Origin of the sequence: Micromonospora coxensis (genome assembly GCF_900090295.1) — a bacterium.
Lineage (GTDB): Bacteria > Actinomycetota > Actinomycetes > Mycobacteriales > Micromonosporaceae > Micromonospora > Micromonospora coxensis.
In genome coordinates this window covers 6,295,603-6,313,962 of the sequence record NZ_LT607753.1, presented here as the reverse complement: position 1 = coordinate 6,313,962, position 18,360 = coordinate 6,295,603, and the positions used below count along the sequence as shown (strand labels likewise).

The window sequence follows — 18,360 nt, the reverse complement described above, 5'->3', positions numbered from 1 at the left end:
GGGCATCCGCGGTCAGGCCGTTCCGAGCTCGTCGTCGAGCAGGCCGAAGATCTCCTCGGCGGTGGCGGAGGCGAGGGCGCCGTCGGCGGTGGCGGCCCCGTCCGCGCCGGGCTCGGCGTACGTCCACAGGGTCAGCAGCTCCCGCAGCCGGGCGGCGACGGCGCTGCGGTCGGTGTCGTCGTCGGCGACGGCCCGCATCGCGGTCTCCAGCTTGTTCAGCTCGCCGAGCACCGACAGCGCGGAGGTGGTCCGCTCGGCCAGCAGCGCGCCGCGCAGGTAGCCGACCAGCGCGGTGGTGGTGGGCCGGTCGTAGATCAGGGTGGAGGGCAGGCGCAGCCCGGTGGCGGCGGTGAGCCGGTTGCGGAACTCCACCGCGGTCAGCGAGTCGAAGCCGAGTTCGACGAAGCCCTTGTCCTCGGCGACGGCGCGCATCGAGGCGTACCCGAGGACCGCCGCCGCGTGGGTGCGGACCAGGTCGGACAGCACCCGGTCCCGGTCCGGCTCGGGGGTGCCGGCGAGGGTGTCGCGCAGCGCCGCCGCCGTGTCGGCCGCCGGGGCCGCCGCGACGGGGGTCACCGGGCGGACGAGGCCGTGCAGCAGGCGGGGCAGCGCGGGCCCGAGCCGGCCGAGCACCCCGAGGTCCAGGCTGACCGGGACGAGGACCGGGTCGGGGTGGCGCAGCGCGGCGTCGAACAGGGCCATGCCCTCGTCGGCGTCGAGCGGGTGGAAGCCGCCGCGGCTCATCCGGCGTTCGTCGACGTGGCCGGGCTGCCCGCCGGGCCGGTCGGGGTTGGCCCACGGCCCCCACGCCATGGAGGTGACGGTGAGCCCCCGCGCGCGCCGGTGCTGGGCGAGGGCGTCGAGGAAGGCGTTCGCGGCGGCGTGGTTGGCCTGCCCGGGCCCGCCGAACAGCCCGGACGCGGAGGAGAAGAGCACGAACGCGGCGAGGTCCAGCTTCTCGGTCAGCTCGTGCAGGTGCCAGGCGGCGTCGACCTTCGGCGCGAGGACGGCGTCGAAGCGGGCGGGGGTGAGCGCCGGCAGCACCCCGTCGTCGAGGACCCCGGCGGCGTGCACCACGCCGACGAGCGGCCGGTCGGCGGGGATCTCGTCGAGGAGCACGGCGAGAGCGTCGCGGTCGGTGACGTCGGCGGCCACCACCTGGGCGGTGGCGCCGAGGCCGGCCAGTTCGGCGGTGAGGGCGTCCGCGCCGGGGGCGTCGGGGCCGCTGCGGCTGAGCAGCAGCAGTCGGCGTACCCCGTGCCGGGTGGCCAGGTGCCGGGCGACGAGCCGGCCCAGCGCGCCGGTGGCGCCGGTGACCAGGACGGTGCCGGCGGAGAGGTCGGGGACGTCCGAGGCCGGCGGGCCGATCCGGGCCAGCCGGGGCGCCCGCAGCCGGCCGGCGCGGACGGCGAGCTGGGGCTCACCGCCGGCCAGGGCGGCGGGCAGCGCGGCGGCGGAGCGGGGATCGTCGTCGACGTCGAGCAGCACGATCCGGTCCGGGTTCTCCGACTGGGCGGCGCGCACCAGGCCCCACACGGTGGCGGCGGGCAGGTCGGTGAGCCGGTCATCGGCGTCGACGGCGACCGCGCCCCGGGTGACCACGACGAGCCGGGCCGTCTCCAGTTCCGGCCGGGTGAGCCAGTCCTGCACCAGGGCGAGGGTCTCGTGGCTGACCAGGTGCGCCGCCCGTGCCGGGCTCGGCTCGTCGGCGCGCTGCCCGGCGCAGACGGCGAGCACCGCGTCGGGCACGGCCGCGCCGCCGGTCACGGCCGCGACCAGGGCGTCCAGGTCCGGGTACGTCTCGACGCCCGGCCAGGCGCCGCCGAGCGCGACGGCGCGCGGCGGCGCCCCGGCGGGCGCGGCGGCCGGCTCGGTCCAGTCGAGCCGGTGCAGCGACCGCTGCGCGGTGCGCCGGGCGGCGCCGAGCTGGTCGGCGGTGACCGGTCGCAGCACCAGGGCGTCGAGCGACGCGACGGGCACCCCGCCGGTGTCGGTGACGGTGGCGGCGACCGCGCCGTCGCCGACGGTGAGCCGGACCCGCAGTTCCCGGGCCCGGGTCGGCTGGATCGCCAGCCCGGTCCAGGAGAACGGCAGCCCGGGTCGCGCGTCGCCGTCCGCCGGGGCGGTGTCGGCGCGGTCGAGGGCGCCGGCGCCGATGGCGTGCAGGGCGGCGTCGAGCAGCGCGGGGTGCACGGAGAATCCGGCGGTGTCGGTGGTCGGGTCGGCGTCGAGGGACACCTCGGCGAGGATGTCGTCGCCGTGCCGCCAGGCGGCGCGCAGCGCCTGGAAGACCGGGCCGTAGTGGTAGCCGCCGGCCGCCAGGTGCGGGTAGAGCGCGTCGAGGGCGATCGGCTCGGCGTCGGCCGGGGGCCAGGCGCCGGCCGGGCCTGCGGTGACCGGTCGGGTGGGGGCGAGCAGCCCGTGGGCGTGCCGCCGCCACTGCCGGGCCGTGCCGGGCCGCTCGCCGTCGTCGTCGTACGAGTGGACGGAGACCGGCCGGAGGCCGTCGTCGTCGGCCGCGCCGACCCGGACCCGCAGGTCCACGCCGCCGGTGTCGGGTACGACGAGCGGGGCTTCCAGGACGAGTTCGGTGACGTGGGCGGCGTCGACGTGCCGGCCGCTCGCGGAGGCCAGCTCGACCAGGGCGGTGCCGGGCAGCAGGACGGTGCCGAGGACGGCGTGGTCGGCGAGCCACGGGTGGGTGGCGAGGCCGATCCTGCCGGTGAGCAGCAGCCCGTCGTCGCCGGGCAGGTCGGCCACGGCGCTGAGCAGCGGGTGGTCGACGGCGTCCAGGCCGGCCGACGGCAGTCCGGCCCGGCTGACGCCGGTGCTCTGCAACCAGTACCGGTCGCGGGCGAACGGGTAGGTGGGCAGGTCGACGGTCGGGGTACGGGTGAGGACGCGGGTGAGGTCGACGGGTAGGCCGATGGTGTGGGCGGTGGCCAGGTTGGTCAGCAGCCGGGTGGGGTCGTCGTCGCCTCGGCGGAGGCTGCCGAGGGTGTGTCCGGGGGTGTCGGTGTCGTCGAGGATCGCGGTGACCGGCATGGTGAGTACCGGGTGGGGGCTGATCTCGACGAACGTGGTGTGCCCGGCGCCGATCGCGGTACGCACGGCGGCGTCGAACTGCACGGTCTGACGCAGGTTGTCGTACCAGTAGTCGGCGCTCATCGTCGCCGGATCCACCCAGTCACCGGTCAGGGTGGAGACGAGCCGAACGTGGCCGGGCTGCGGGCGCACGTCGGCCAGGTCGGCGCGCAACTGCTCGGCGACCTCCTGGACGGCGGCGGAGTGCGAGGCGTAGTCGACGGGGATCAGGCGGGCGCGGATACCGTCGGCCTGACAGGCATCCACCAGCGCGGCCACCGGCTGCGGCGGACCCGAGACGACCACCGTGGACGGGCCGTTCACGGCGGCGACACCGACACCCGCGAAGGCCGGCAGCCGCTCGGCCACGGCGTCAGCAGCGAGGTCGATCGAAGCCATGGTGCCGGTGCCGCGCAGCACCGCGAGGGCTCGCGACCGCAACGCCACCGTCTTCGCCGCGTCGTCGAGGCTCAGGATGCCCGCGACACACGCGGCACCAATCTCACCCTGCGAGTGGCCGATGACCGCCTGCGGGGTGACGCCGACGTGCTGCCAGACGGCGGCGAGAGCGACGCCCACCGCCCACAGCACGGGCTGCACCACCTCGACCCGATCGAGCCACGACTCGTCCTCGCCGGTGAGCACCGAGACCAGGTCCACGTCCAGATACGGGGCGAGGGCCTGCTGGCACTCGGCCAGCCGCGCGTCGAACACCGGCGTCCGGCCGACCAGACCGGCGGCCATCCGCGCCGACTGCGCACCCTGACCCGGGAACACGAACACCGGACCCGCACCGTGACCCGACACCGACCCCGACACCGCAGGGGACGCCGGCAGACCGGCCGCCAGAGCGTCCAGACCGGACAGCAGCTCCTCGACGCGCGATCCGACCACCACCGCCCGGTGGTCGAGGGTGGCGCGAGTGGCGGCCAGGGACCAGCCGACGGCGGCGGGGTCCACCTCGGTCTGCTCGCGCAGGTGTGCGGCCAGCCGGGCGGCCTGGGTGGCGAGGCTGGTGGCCGATCCGGCCGACACCGGCCAGGCGACGGTGTCGGAGGCGACCAACCCGGGGGTGACGGTGGGCTCGTGGCGGTCGGTGGCGTCGTCGGGTTCGTCGGGCTGCTCGATGATCAGGTGGGCGTTGGTGCCGGACATGCCGAACGACGACACCGCCGCCCGACGCGGCCGGTCCACCTGCGGCCAGGCCCGCGCCTCGGTCACCAACTCCACCGCACCGGCCGACCAGTCGATGTGCGGCGACGGCGCGTCCACGTGCAACGTCGCCGGCACCACACCGTGCCGCATCGCCTGCACCATCTTGATCACACCGGCCACACCCGCCGCCGCCTGCGCATGCCCGATGTTCGACTTCACCGACCCCAACAACAACGGCGCGTGCCCGTCGCGGTCCTGCCCGTACGTGGCCAACAACGCCTGCGCCTCGATCGGATCACCCAACGTCGTGCCGGTGCCGTGCGCCTCCACCACGTCCACGTCAGCAGTCGACAACCGGGCCGAGGCCAGGGCCTGCCGGATCACCCGCTGCTGCGACGGACCGTTCGGCGCGGTCAGCCCGTTCGACGCGCCGTCCTGGTTGACCGCGCTGCCCCGCACGATCGCGAGGACCCGGTGACCGTGGCGGCGGGCGTCGGAGAGCCGCTCGACCAGGAGCATGCCCACGCCCTCGGACCAGCCGGTCCCGTCCGCCGCCGCCGCGAACGACTTGCACCGGCCGTCGGCGGCCAGGCCCTGCTGGCGGGAGAACTCGGCGAACGTGCCGGGGGTGGCCATCACGGTCACGCCGCCGGCCAGGGCCAGGTCGCACTCGCCCCGACGCAGCGCCTCACCGGCCCAGTGCAACGCCACCAGCGACGACGAGCAGGCGGTGTCGACGGTGACCGCCGGCCCCTCCAACCCGAGGGTGTACGACACCCGGCCGGAGATGATGCTGTGCGCGGCGCCGGTCATCAGGTACCCCTCGGTGCCCTCCGGCACCTCGGTCAGCCCGGTGCCGTAGCCGGAGGTGGACGCGCCGACGAACACGCCGGTGCGGCTGCCCTTGAGCGAGGTGGGGTCGAGCCCGGCCCGTTCCAGCACCTCCCAGGACGCCTCCAGGGTGAGCCGCTGCTGCGGGTCCATGGCCAGGGCCTCGCGGGGCGAGATGCCGAAGAAGGCCGGGTCGAAGCCGGTGACGTCGTACAGGAAGCCGCCGGCCGGGGCGTAGCCGCTGTCCGGGGTGGGGGTGTCCCAGCCCCGGTCGGTCGGGAAGTCCCCGATGGCGTCGACGCCGTCGGCGACGAGCCGCCACAGCGCCTCCGGGGCGCGGACGTCACCGGGGTACCGGCAGGCCATGGCGACGATGGCGATCGGCTCGTCGGCGTCCACCGCCACGACCGGCTCGGCGGGGGCGGCGGCACCGGCGCCGAACACCGTCTCGCGCAGGTGCCGGGCCAGGTCGGCCGGGGTGGGGTGGTCGAAGACCACGGTGGACGGCAGCCGCAGCCCGGTCGCCTCGTTGAGCCGGGTGCGGAAGTCCACGGCGGTGAGCGAGTCGAAGCCGAGGTCCTTGAAGGGTCGGCCGCGCAGGTCGTCGGGGGTGGCGTGGCCGAGCACCCGGGCGGTCTGCGCGTTGACGATGCGCAGCAGTTCCCGCTCCTGCTCCGCCTCGGGCAGGTCGGTCAGGTGGCGCAGCGCGTCGGCGACGCCGGCCGGCGTGGCGGCGCTGTCGGCCTCCGCCTCGACCAGCGCCCGCACCTGCGGCAGCTCCGACAGGAACGGGCTGGGCCGGGTGAGGGTGAACGCCGGGTGGAACCGGCTCCAGTCGACGTCGGCGACGGTGACGCAGGGGGTGGGTCGCCGTACCGCCCGGTCGAGGGCGACCAGGGCGCGCTGCGGGTCGATGGTGGGCAGGCCCATCCGGTGCAGCTGCTCGGTGGCGGCGTTCTCGGCGGCCATCCCGTCGACGCCGCCCCAGGCGGTCCAGGAGACGGCGGTCGCGGCCAGGCCCCGGTCCCGGCGCTGCACGGCGAGCGCGTCGAGCAGCGAGTTGCCGGCCCCGTACGCGCACTGGCCGGCGCTGCCCCAGATCCCGGAGATGGAGGAGAAGAGCAGGAACGCGGCGAGCGGCCGGTCGGCGAGGCACTCGTCGAGGTGCAGCGCGCCGAGCACCTTGCCGGCGACGACGTGGGAGAACTCGTCGAGGGTGGTGCCGGTGAGCGGGGTGAGCTGGTCGGTGCCGGCGGCGTGCACCACCGCGGTCAGCTCGGGCAGCGAGTCCAGCAGCGCCGCGACGGCCTGCCGGTCGGTCATGTCGCAGGCGGCGGCGGTGACCCGCCCGTCGTCGGCGTACGCGTCGAGCAGGCCGGGGGTGGCGGCGCCGCGCCGGCCGACGAGGACGACCCGGCGGGCGCCCCGGTCGAGCAGCCAGCGGGTGACGTGGCCACCGAGCGCGCCGGTGCCGCCGGTGACCAGGACGGTGCCGTCGGCCCACCACTCCCTGCGCTCCGGGCCGGGTGCGGGGGCCGGGGCGAGCCGGCGGCCCCAGACACCGCCGGAGCGGACGGCCACCTGGTCCTCCCCGCTGCCGCCGGCGAGGACGGCGGCGAGCCGGCGCAGCACACCGTCGTCGACGACGGCCGGCAGGTCGACCAGGCCACCCCAGCGGTGCGGCTGCTCGACGGCGGCGGCCCGGCCGAGGCCCCAGACCAGGATCTGCAGCGGATGGTCGACGGTGTCGGCCGGGCCGGCCTTCACCGCGCCGCTGGTGACGCACCACAGCGGCGCGTCGAGGTCGAGGTCGGTCAGCGCCTGCACCAGCACGAGGGTGGTCGCCGCCGCGACGCTCATCCCGGGATGCGCGGGCAGCAGCCGGTCCTGGCCGGCGACGAGGTGCAGCACCCCGGCGACCGGCCGGTCGGCGACGACGGCGCGCACCCGGTCGGCGAGCGCGGCCCGGTCCAGGTCGTCCGCGCCGACGCGCAGCGTCACCGGCTCGTCCCCGCCGGCGCGGAGCAGGGCGGCCAGGTCGTCCGCCCAGTGCGGCGCGGCGTCGGCGGGCAGCGCCAGCAGCCAGCGGCCCGTCGGCCGGTCACCCTCCGCGACCGGCACGGGCTTCCACACCACCTGGTACGACCAGCCGTCGGCCACGGACCGCTCGTGCCGGTTGCGCCGCCAGGAGGCGAGCACGGGCAGCGCCGGCAGCAGGGTGTCCACCGGGTCGGCCGCGCCGGTCGGGTCGCCGCCGAGCTGGTCGCGCAGCGCGTCGACGTCGGCCTCTTCGACGGCTGCCCAGAAGTCGGCGTCCACGCCGGACTCCGCGCCGGCCGGGGCGGGCGGGGGCGGCTCGGGCCAGAAGCGCTCGCGGTGGAACGCGTACCCGGGCAGCCGGACCCGCCGGGGCCCGGCCCCGGTGAAGAGGTCCCGCCAGCCGACCGGCACGCCGGCGACGTGCAGTTCGGCCAGGGCGGTGAACAGCGACGCCGGTTCGGGGCGGTCCCGGCGCAGCAGCGCCACGGCGGCCGCCGGGTCGGCGTCCGGGCCGAGGATCTCCCGGGTCAGCGCGGTGAGCACCCCGCTCGGGCCGACCTCCAGGTACGTGCCGACGCCGAGGTCGCGCAGCCGGGCGACACCGTCGGCGAAACGCACGGTGTCGCGCACGTGCCGCACCCAGTGCGCGGTGCTGCGGATCTCCCGCTCGTCGACGAGCGCCCCGGTCAGGTTGGAGACGATGGGCAGGGTCGGGGCGCGCAGCTCCAGCCGGTCCACCACGGCGGCGAACTCGGCGAGCATCGGCTCCATCAGCGGGCTGTGGAAGGCGTGGCTGACCCGCAGCCGGCGGGTACGCGTCCCCCGGTCGGTGCAGACGCGCTCGACCTCGGCGACCGCGTCGGCGGCGCCGGAGACGACCACGGCGGTGGGGCCGTTGACGGCGGCGACGCCGAGCGGGCCGTCGATCGCGGCGAGGACGGCGTCGACCTCGTCCACCCCGGCCTCGACGGAGAGCATCGCCCCGCCGGCCGGCAGCGCCTGCATGAGCCGGCCCCGGGCGGCGACCAGCGCGGCGGCGTCGGGCAGGGAGAGCACCCCGGCGACGTGGGCGGCGACCACCTCACCGATGGAGTGGCCGGTCAGCACGTCGGGGACGACCTGCCAGGACTCCAGCAGCCGGTACAGCGCCACCTCGACGGCGAAGAGCCCGGCCTGGGTGTACAGGGTCTGGTCGAGCAGGTCGGCCTCGGCGGTGCCCGGCTCGGCGGCGAGCACCGGCCCCAGCGGCCGGGGCAGGTGCGCGTCGAGCGCGGCGCAGGTCTCGGCCAGCGCGCGGGCGAAGGCGGGGAAGGCGGCGGCCAGTTCCCGGCCCATGCCGGCGCGTTGGGCGCCCTGGCCGGAGAAGAGGAAGGCGAGCTGCCCGGCGCGCGGCCCGGCCCCGGCGACGACGCCCGGCCCGGCCTGCCCGTCGGCGAGGGTACGCAGGCCGCGCAGCAGGTCGGCGCGGTCGGTGGCGAGGACGACGGCCCGGTGTTCCAGGGCGCCACGGGTGGTGACCGACGACCAGCCGACATCGACCGGCCCGGCCTCGGCGGCGTCGGTGTCGGTGTCGGTGTCGGTGTCGGTGTCGAGCCAGTCGGCCCAGCGGGCGGCCTGGGCGGTGAGCCCGGCGGCGTCGCGGGCGGAGAGCAGCACGGGCGCCAGTCCGGCGGCCGTCACCGGGGCCGGGGCGTCGGCCTGCGCGCCGCCGCCGTCCGGCACACCGCCGGTCGTGGCCTGCGCGCCGCTCGGCGCGCTGCCGCCCGGAGCGCCGCCGATCGTGGTGGCCTTCACGCCGCCGCCGGTCGTGCCGGTCTGCGCGCCGCCGCCGGTCGTGGCGGTCTGCGCGCCGCCGCCGGTCGTGGCGGTCGTCGCGCCCACGGCCGGGGAGCCGGACGCCACCGGGGCGGTGGTGGCGTCCGGGGTCTCCGCCGGGGCCTCCTCGATGATCACGTGGGCGTTGGTGCCGCTCATGCCGAACGAGGAGACGCCCGCGCGGCGGGGCTGCTCCCCCGCCGGCCAGGGCTGCGCCTCGGTGAGCAGCGACACCGCGCCGGCCGTCCAGTCCACGTGCGGGGTGGGCTCGTCGACGTGCAGGGTGGCCGGCAGCGTCCGGTGCCGCAGCGCCATCACCATCTTGATCACCCCGGCGACGCCGGCCGCAGCCTGGGTGTGGCCGATGTTCGACTTGACCGAGCCGAGCCGCAGCGGCCGATCCGCCGGGCGGCCCTGCCCGTACGTGGCGAGCAGGGCGGTCGCCTCGATCGGGTCGCCGAGGCTGGTGCCGGTGCCGTGCGCCTCGACCGCGTCGACCTGCTCCGGGGAGAGCCGGGCGCTGGCGAGGGCCTGGAGCACGACCCGCTGCTGGGAGGGGCCGTTGGGGGCGGTGAGCCCGTTTGACGCGCCGTCCTGGTTGACCGCGCTGCCGCGGACCACGGCGAGGACGGGGTGGCCGTTGCGGCGGGCGTCACTGAGCCGTTCGACGAGCAGGACGCCGACGCCCTCGCCCCAGGCGGTGCCGTCGGCGGCCCCGGCGAACGCCTTGACCCGGCCGTCGGCGGCGAGACCGCGCTGCCGGGAGAAGCCGATGAAGGCGGCCGGGGTGGACATGACGGTGGCGCCACCGGCCAGCGCCAGGGTGCACTCCCCCTGCCGCAGGGCGTGGCAGGCCAGGTGCAGGGCGACCAGCGACGACGAGCAGGCGGTGTCGACGGAGACGGCGGGGCCCTCGACGCCGAGCACGTACGAGATCCGGCCGGAGACGACGCTGGCGGCGGTGCCGGTGAGGACGTACCCCTCGACGCCGGGCGGTGGCGCCTGCAACAGCGCCGCGTAGTCCTGGCCGGTGGTGCTGGCGAAGACGCCGACCTGGTGGCCGCGGAGCGTCGCGGGGTCGATGCCGGCGTGTTCGAACGCCTCCCAGGAGGTCTCCAGCAGCAGCCGCTGCTGCGGGTCCATGCCCAGCGCCTCGCGGGGTGAGATGCCGAAGAAGCCGGCGTCGAACTCGGTGGCGGAGTCCAGGAAGCCGCCCTGCCCGACGTACGAGGTGCCGGGGTGGTCGGGGTCCGGGTGGACCAGCCGTTCCAGGTCCCAGCCCCGGTCGGCGGGGAAGTCGGCGATGGCGTCGCCGCCGGTGGCGACCAGCCGCCACAGGTCCTCGGGGGACCGTACGCCGCCCGGGAACCGGCAGCCGATGCCGACGATGGCGATGGGCTCCCGGTGCGCCGCCTCCAGCTCGCCGAGTTTCCTCTTCGTCTGGTGGAGGTCCGCGGTCACCCATTTCAGGTATTCCCGGAGAGTGTCTTCAGTCGCCATTAGCGCCACCTTTTCGGGCCGGAACAACCAGGCGACCCAATACCGCCCACAGCAGCCTCGGGCCGCGACACCACAATCCGTCGAACCCGACCATGAATTGCCATTGACAACAGCTCTGCAGCGCCCACCGCGTCTTGGTTACCGGAGGAAGGTAATTGTCGGCCGACGGCGGTCACAACCCCTACGGTGCCCCTACGGCCGCCCCTACCTGGGCATGGACGCCACCGGCCGCAGGCTGGGCCGGGGCCGCTCCGCTCCGGTCCGGTACGGCGATCCGGCGGGGCCGGTGGCGGCGGGCGTGACAGCCCTGACCCACCGGCCCCGCCGGCTCGTCCGACAATGGTCGGACGGCCGATTCAGAGAATGCCGTCGACAGCACCGCCGGGACCGCCGAGCTCCCGGTGGATGAATGCGAATATCTCGGCGTCGCTGGCCCCGTCGAGGGTCGGCGCCACCGGTGCTTCGGCGGGCCGGTCGTCGCCCCACCGGGCCAGGAACGCCTGCATCTGCACCAGCAGTTTCTGCCGGGTGAGCGGGTCGGGCGCGCTGGCGGCGAAGAGGCCGTCGAGCTTCTCCAGTTCGGACAGCAGGCCGGCGGTGGCGACGCCGTCGGACACCACGAGGGTGCGCAGGTGGCGGGCCAGCGCCAGCGGGGTCGGGTAGTCGAAGACCACGCTGGCCGGCAGGGTGGCCCCGGTGGCCGCCCGCAGCCGGTTGCGCAGCTGCACGGCGGTCATCGAGTCGAAGCCGACCTCCCGGAACGCGCGCGCCGGACCGAGGTCCCCGGTGCCGGGGAGGCCGAGCACCGCCGCGGCGTGGGTGGTGACGAGGTCGACCAGGACGGCGTCGCGTTCGGCGTCCGGCAGGGGCCGCAGCCGTTCGCGCAGCGCGTCCGCCGCCCCGTCGTCGGCCGGTTCGGCGTCGTGCAGGGTGCGCAACGCCTCGGCCGCCTCGGGGATCTCGGTGAACAGCGGCCGGGCCCGGACGGCGGCGACCGCCGGCACGAACCGGTCCCACCGCACGTCGGCAACCACGACCTGGGCGCCGTCGACGACGGCCTGCCGCAGCGCGGCGGTGGCCAGGTCGGGGGCCATGCCGGGCAGCCCGCGCCGGCTGAGCTGGTCCAGGTCGGCGTCGGCGAGGCCGTCGGCCCAGGGGCCGAACGCCACCGACGCGGCCGGCAGGCCGGCCTGTCGGCGGTTCGCGGCGAGGACCTGGAGCAGGGCGTCGCCGGCCGCCTGGCCGGACCGCCCGCCGGAGCCCCACACCCCGGAGGTGGAGGAGCAGAGCAGCAGCGCCGGAAGGGACCGGGTCTCCAACTCGTCGGCGTAGCGGGGGATGTCACCGAGGGTGGCGAGCAGGTCGGCGGCGAGGCCGGCGAGGGTCAGCTCCGCCAGCGGTACGGTGCCGGTGTCCGCCGGCACGTGCAGCAGCGCGGTGACCGGCCGCCCGTCGGCGGCGAGCTGTTCCATCCGGTCGGTGAGCTTGCCGCCGGCCGGTTGGTCGAGCGGCACCACGGACGCGCCCTCCCGGTCGAGCCAGCCGGTGGCGTGTGCGGTGAGCGCACCCGTCCCGCCGGTGACCAGGACGGCGCCCTGCGGGGTCCAGCCGACGCCCTCGGCCGGTGCGACGCCCCGCACCAGCCGCCGTGCGTACGTCCCGGTGGCACGGACGACGAGCTGGTCCTCGCCCTCGGTGTTGGTCAGCGCGGTGACCAGCGCGACGCCGAGGTCCCCGGTCACCGTGCCGGGCAGGTCGACGAGGCCGCCGACGTGGCGGGGGTGTTCCAGGGCGGCGGCCAGGCCGAGGCCCCAGCTGGTGGCCTGCCAGGGCCGGAGGGCCGGTTCGTCGTCGGTGGCGACGGCGCCGGTGGTGGCCAGCCAGAGCGGCAGCGGGGTGGCGCTGTCCCGGCCGGTGTGGGCCTGCAGGAGCAGCAGGTTCGCCGCGAGTCCGGACGGCAGGGCGTCCTGGCCCGGGTGCGGCGCCTCGTCCAGGGCGAGCAGGGAGAGCAGGCCGGTCGGCCGGTGCGTGGCGCAGGCCCGGTCGAGGTCGGCGGCGAGGGTGTCCCGGTCGGCGGTCGCCGGGTCCACGGTCAGCAGGTGCACCGTGGCTCCGCCGGCGCGCAGCGCGTCGGCGACCGTGGTGGCGGCCGCCCGCTGCGGGGCGACGAGCAGCCAGCTGCCCGGGTCGGCGGCGGTGAGCCGCTGGGGCCGCCAGGTGACCCGGTACCGCCAGCCGCTGAGGGTGCCGTCCTGGTGCTGCCGGCGTCGCCACGACTCCAGCTCCGGCAGCAGGTCCCTGAGCGGCTGGCTGGTGTCGAGGCCGAGCCGGTCGAGGTCGCCGTCGGTGACCGCGCGCCAGAACTCGGTGTCGGCCCGGTCCGCGCCGCCGGTGAGCGGGGCGGTCAGGGTGGGCCAGTACCGCTGCGGCTGGAACGCGTACGTGGGCAGTTCCGGCAGGTCGCGCGGGGCGGGGCGGGGCCCGGCGAGCGGGGTGAGCAGGGCCGCCCAGTCGAGGTCGCGTCCGGCCGCGTACCGGGTGGCCAGGGCGGTGAGCAGGGCGGTCACCTCCGGCACGCCGGCCTGCTGGGTGGCGGTGGCGACGGCGTCGTCGCCGAGCAGGTCGGCGTTCATCGCGGTGAGCACGGCGGCGGGGCCGATCTCGAGGTACGTGTCGACGCCGGCGGCGCGCAGGGCGGCGATCCCGTCGGCGTACCGGACGGCCTCGCGGACGTGCCGCACCCAGTAGCCGGGGGTGCGGATCTCGTCGGGGTCGGCGAGCGCGCCGGTCAGGTTCGACACCATCGGCACCAGCGGCGTGGCGAAGGTCAACTGCTCCAGCACCGCCCGGAACTCGTCGAGGATCGGCGTCATCAGCGGGCTGTGGAACGCGTGGCTGACCGTCAGCCGGCGGGTCCGGGCGCCCCGGTCCCGCCAGGCCCGCTCCACCTCGTCGAGCGCGTCGAGGGGGCCCGCCACCACGACCGAGGTCGGCCCGTTGACGGCGGCGACACCGACGTCGGCCAGCCCGTCGAGCGTCGGCAGCACGTCCGCCTCGGACGCGGCCACCGCGAGCATCCCACCACCGGCCGGCAACGCCTGCATCAACCGGCCCCGCGCCGCGACCAGCGCGCACGCGTCGGCCAGGGACAGCACCCCCGCCACGTGCGCGGCGGTGATCTCCCCGACCGAATGCCCACCCACGAAGTCCGGCACCACACCGAACGACTCGACGAGGCGGAACATCGCCACCTCGACCGCGAACAGGCCGGCCTGGGTGAACACGGTCTGATCCAGCCGCCCGGTCTCGTCGGTGAAGAGCACCGGCTTGAGCGGCTGCGGCAGCAACGGGTCCAGGTGCGCGCACACCTCGTCCAACGCGGCGGCGAACACCGGGAAGGTGGCGTACAACTCCCGGCCCATGCCGGCGCGCTGCGCGCCCTGACCGGAGAAGAGGACGGCGGTGCCGCCCGCGACAGCCGGCAGGGCCGGTACGAGCGCCGGGTGCGTGCCGCGGGTGGCGAGGGCGCGCAGCGCCGCGAGCCGGGTCTGCGGGTCGGCGGCGACGACCGTCGCCCGGTGGGCCAGGTGTGCCCGTCCCTCGGCCAGCACCCAGGCCACCGCCCCGGCGGGCTCGTCACCGGTGTCCGCCGGGTCGGCGAGCCGGCGGGCCAGCCGGTCCGCCTGGGCGCGCAGCCCGGCGGCCGTGGCGGCGGAGACCGGCCACGGCAGCGCCGCGACGGCGGGTACGGGCGGGTCGGCGGGATCGTCGGCCGGCGCCTGTTCGAGGATCACGTGGGCGTTGGTGCCGGAGATGCCGAACGAGGAGACACCGGCCCGGCGGGGCCGGCCGTCGGCGTCCCACGGTCGGGCCCGGGTGAGCAGCGCCAGCGGGCCGGACGCCCAGTCGACGTGCGGGGACGGCTCGTCGGCGTGCAGGGTCGCCGGGAGCGTCCGGTGCCGCAGCGCGAGGATCATCTTGATCAGGCTGGCCACGCCGGCCGCGGCCTGGGTGTGGCCGATGTTCGACTTGACCGAGCCGAGCCAGAGCGGCCGGTCGGCGGGGCGGTCCGGCCCGTACGCGGCGATCAGCGCCTGCGCCTCGATCGGGTCGCCGAGGGTGGTGCCGGTGCCGTGCGCCTCGATCGCGTCGATGTCGGCCGGGGTCAGGCCGGCGTTGGCCAGGGCCTGCCGGATGACCCGCTGCTGGGCCGGCCCGTTGGGGGCGGTCAGCCCGTTGGACGCGCCGTCCTGGTTGACCGCGCTGCCGGCGACGACGGCGAGGATCCGCCGGCCGTCGCGTCGGGCGTCGGAGAGTCGTTGCAGCACCAGGACGCCGACGCCCTCGCCCCAGCCGGTGCCGTCGGCGTCCGCGCCGAACGCCTTGACCCGCCCGTCGGCGGCGAGGCCGCGCTGCCGGGAGAACTCCAGGAACGCCCCCGGGGTGGACATCACGGTCACACCGCCGGCCAGCGCCAGGTCGCACTCCCCGGAGCGCAGGGCCTGGGCGGCCAGGTGCAGCGCGACCAGCGACGAGGAGCACGCGGTGTCGACGGTGACCGCCGGCCCGTGCAGCCCGAACGAGTAGGCCAGCCGGCCGGAGACGACCGACGCGCTGTTGCCGGTCGCCTGGTAGCCCTCCACCTCGGACCGGGCGCCCAGCAGCAGGGTCGCGTAGTCCTGCCCGTTGGTGCCCATGAACACGCCGGTGGCGGAGCCGCGTACCCGCTGCGGGTCGAGGCCGGCCCGCTCGAACGCCTCCCAGGTGGTGTGCAGCAGCAGCCGCTGCTGCGGGTCCATGGCCAGCGCCTCACGGGGGTTGATGCCGAAGAACGCGGCGTCGAAGTCGGCCACCGCGTCGAGGAAGCCGCCGCTGCGGGTGTAGCTGGTGCCGACCCGCTCCGGGTCGGTGTCGAAGAGGGCGTCGAGGTCCCAGCCCCGGTCGGTGGGCATCGGGGTGATCGCGTCCCCGCCGTCGACCAGCAGCTGCCACAGCTCCTGCGGGGAGGACACCCCGCCGGGGAAGCGGCAGGCCATCGAGACGACGGCGATGGGCTCGTCGACCGGCGGCCGGACCGTGGTCGTGCCGACCGCCGGGCCGTCGTCGGTCGCGCCGGCCACCAGTCCGGTACGCAGGAAGCGGGCCAGTTCCACCGCCGACGGGTGGTCGAAGACCACGGTGGACGGCAGGGTCAGTCCGGTGCTGCGGCCCAGCCGGTCGCGCAGTTGCACGGCGGCGAGGGAGTCGAAGCCGAGTTCCCGGAACGCCCGGCCGGCCGGCACCTGGTCGGTGGAGCGGTGGCCGAGCACCGCCGCCGCCTCGGCGCGTACCAGGTCGACCAGGAGGGTCTCCTGACCGGTGGCCGGCAGGGCGGCGAGTCGGGCGCGCAGCCCGTCGGTGGCGGCGTCGGCCTGCGGCTGCGCTTCGGCGACGGCCGGGGCGACCCGGTCGAAGAGGTGGCTGGGCCGGGCCGCGGTGAACGCCGCGACGAACCGGCTCCAGTCCACGTCGGTGACGATCGGGGCCGCCTCGGGGGCGTTGACCCAGCGGCCCAGCGCCACGACGGCGGCGTCCGGCGCGAGCGGGGTGAAGCCGCGGCGGCGCAGGCCCTCGGCGGTCTCCCCGGCGGCCATGCCGTCCTCGGCCCACGGGCCGTAGGCGAGGGCGGTGGCGGGCAGGCCGGCGGCCCGGCGGGCGGCGACGAGGGCGTCGAGCAGCGCGTTGCCGGCCGCGTAGCCGGCCTGCCCGCCGCCACCCCAGACGCCGGCCACGGAGGAGAAGACGACGAAGGCGTCGAGAGCGCGGTCCTGACAGGCGGCGTCGAGGTGGACGGCGCCGAGCACCTTGCCGGCCATCGTCTCCGACAGTTCGGCGTCGGTCGTCTCGTACGCCGGGGTGGTGCCGCCGGCGGCGCCGGCGGTGTGCACGACGGCGGTGAGCGCCGGCAGGCCGGCGACCAGCGCGGCGACCGCCTCGGCGTCGGTGACGTCGCAGCCGACGACCCGCGCGGAGGCCCCCAGCTCCTCCACCAGCTCCGCCGCGCCCGGGGCGTCCGGGCCACGCCGGGAGACCAGCACCACCTCGGCCGCCCCGTTGGCCAGCAGCCACCGGGCCACGTGCCCACCCAACGCGCCGGTGCCCCCGGTGACCAGCACCGTGCCCGACGGCCGCCAACCCGCCCCGGCCGGCGGGGCGGCGGTCAGCAGGCGGCGGCCGTAGACGCCGCTGCGGCGGACGGCCACCTGGTCCAGGGTGCCGTCGGCGAGGACGGCGACGAGCGCGGCGCGGGTGCTCCGGTCGGCGCGGGCCGGCAGGTCGACCAGGCCGCCCCAGCGGTCCGGCTGTTCGAGGGCGACGGCGCGGCCCAGGCCCCAGGCCGTCGCGGCCCAGACGTCGCCGGTGCGCTCGTCGGAGGTGACCGGCTGGGCGGCCCGGCTGAGCGCCCACACCCGGCCGGGCAGGCCGGTGTCGGTGAGCGCCTGGGTGAGGGTGAGCAGCACCGCCGTGCCGGCCGGGACGCCCGGGGCGTGCGGCAGCGGCCGGTCCTGGCGGGGCAGGACGCAGAGCACGCCCGCCCAGCCCTCGGCGCCGGTGCGGCGCAGCCGCTCGCCCAGCTCCGGGCGGCCGACGGTGGGCTGGACGGTGAGGGTGTCGACCTGGGCGCCGGCCTCGGTGAGGGTCTTCGCGACGCCCGCGTCGGCGCCGCCGCCCACGGTGACCACCAGCCATCGGCCGGTCAGCCCGGAGGCGGGGGCCGGCCGGACCGGTTCCCATCCGATCCGGTACGACCAGCCGTCGAGGGTGGTGTCGCGGGTGCGGGCGCGGCGCCAGGTGGTGAGCGCGGGCAGGGCCGGGGTGAGGGCGTGCACGGCGTCCTCGCCGAGCTGCCCGGCCAGGGTGCTCAGGTCGCCGCTCTCCACCGCGGCCCAGAACTCGCCGTCCCCACCGTCGACGGTGGTGTCCGGCGTGCGGGCGGCCGGCTCGGGCCAGTACCGCTGGTGCTGGAAGGCGTACGTCGGCAGGTCCACCCGCTGCGCGCCGGTGTCGGCGAACCACGACTGCCAGGTCACCGGCACCCCGGTGACGTGCAACTCGGCCAGGGCGGCCAGCAGCGCCTGCACCTCGGTGCGGTCCTTACGCTGGGCGGCCACGGTCAGCACACCGGCACCGGGCAGCACGTCGGCGGTCATCGCGGTCAGGACGCTCTGCGGGCCGATCTCCAGGAACGTGTCGACACCGGCGGCGCGCAGGGCGGTGATGCCGTCGGCGAAGCGGACGGCCTCGCGGACGTGCCGCACCCAGTAGTCGGGGCGGGTCAGCTCCTGCGGGTCGGCGAGCGCGCCGGTCAGGTTCGACACGATCGGGACCAGCGGCGCGGCGAAGGTCAGTCCGGTCAGGACGGCGCGGAACTCGTCGAGCATCGGCGCCATCAGCGGGCTGTGGAACGCGTGGCTGACGGTGAGCCGGCGGGTCCGGGCGCCCCGGTCCTTCCAGAGCTGCGCGATCTCGTCCAGGGCCGCCCCGTCGCCGGACACGACGACAGAGTTGGGCCCGTTGACGGCGGCGATGCCGACCCGGTCGGTAGACCCGGTGATCGACTCGACCACCGCGGCCTCGGGCGCATTGATCGCGAGCATCCCACCACCGGCGGGCAGCGCCTGCATCAGCCGACCCCGGGCGGCGACCAACGCGCAGGCGTCCGCCAGGGACAGCACCCCGGCCACGTGCGCGGCCGTGATCTCCCCGACCGAATGCCCGCCCACGAAGTCCGGCACCACACCGAACGACTCCACCAGGCGGAACAACGCCACCTCGACCGCGAACAGACCGGCCTGGGTGAACACCGTCTGATCCAACAGCCCGGTCTCGTCGGCGAACAGCACCGACTGCAACGGCTGCGGCAACAGCGGATCCAGGTGACCGCACACCTCGTCC

Annotated in this window: 2 protein-coding genes (1 of these 2 only partly in view); both read right to left on the bottom strand. The window is 76.6% G+C overall.

Annotated features, from left to right (window positions below; all coding sequences use genetic code 11):
• Positions 1-12: 12 nt before the first annotated feature.
• Entirely contained in the window at positions 13-10,386 is a 10,374-nt protein-coding gene (locus tag GA0070614_RS28380) for an SDR family NAD(P)-dependent oxidoreductase (protein WP_408630720.1), read from the bottom strand.
• A 395-nt stretch (positions 10,387-10,781) separates the two neighbouring features.
• Positions 10,782-18,360, bottom strand: partial view of a type I polyketide synthase gene (locus tag GA0070614_RS28375; protein WP_088978818.1) — the 3' portion only. The gene runs 22,055 nt beyond the window's last position; only the last 7,579 of its 29,634 coding nucleotides appear in the window; the start codon falls outside the window, past its right edge — the gene reads right to left on this strand; the stop codon is at positions 10,782-10,784.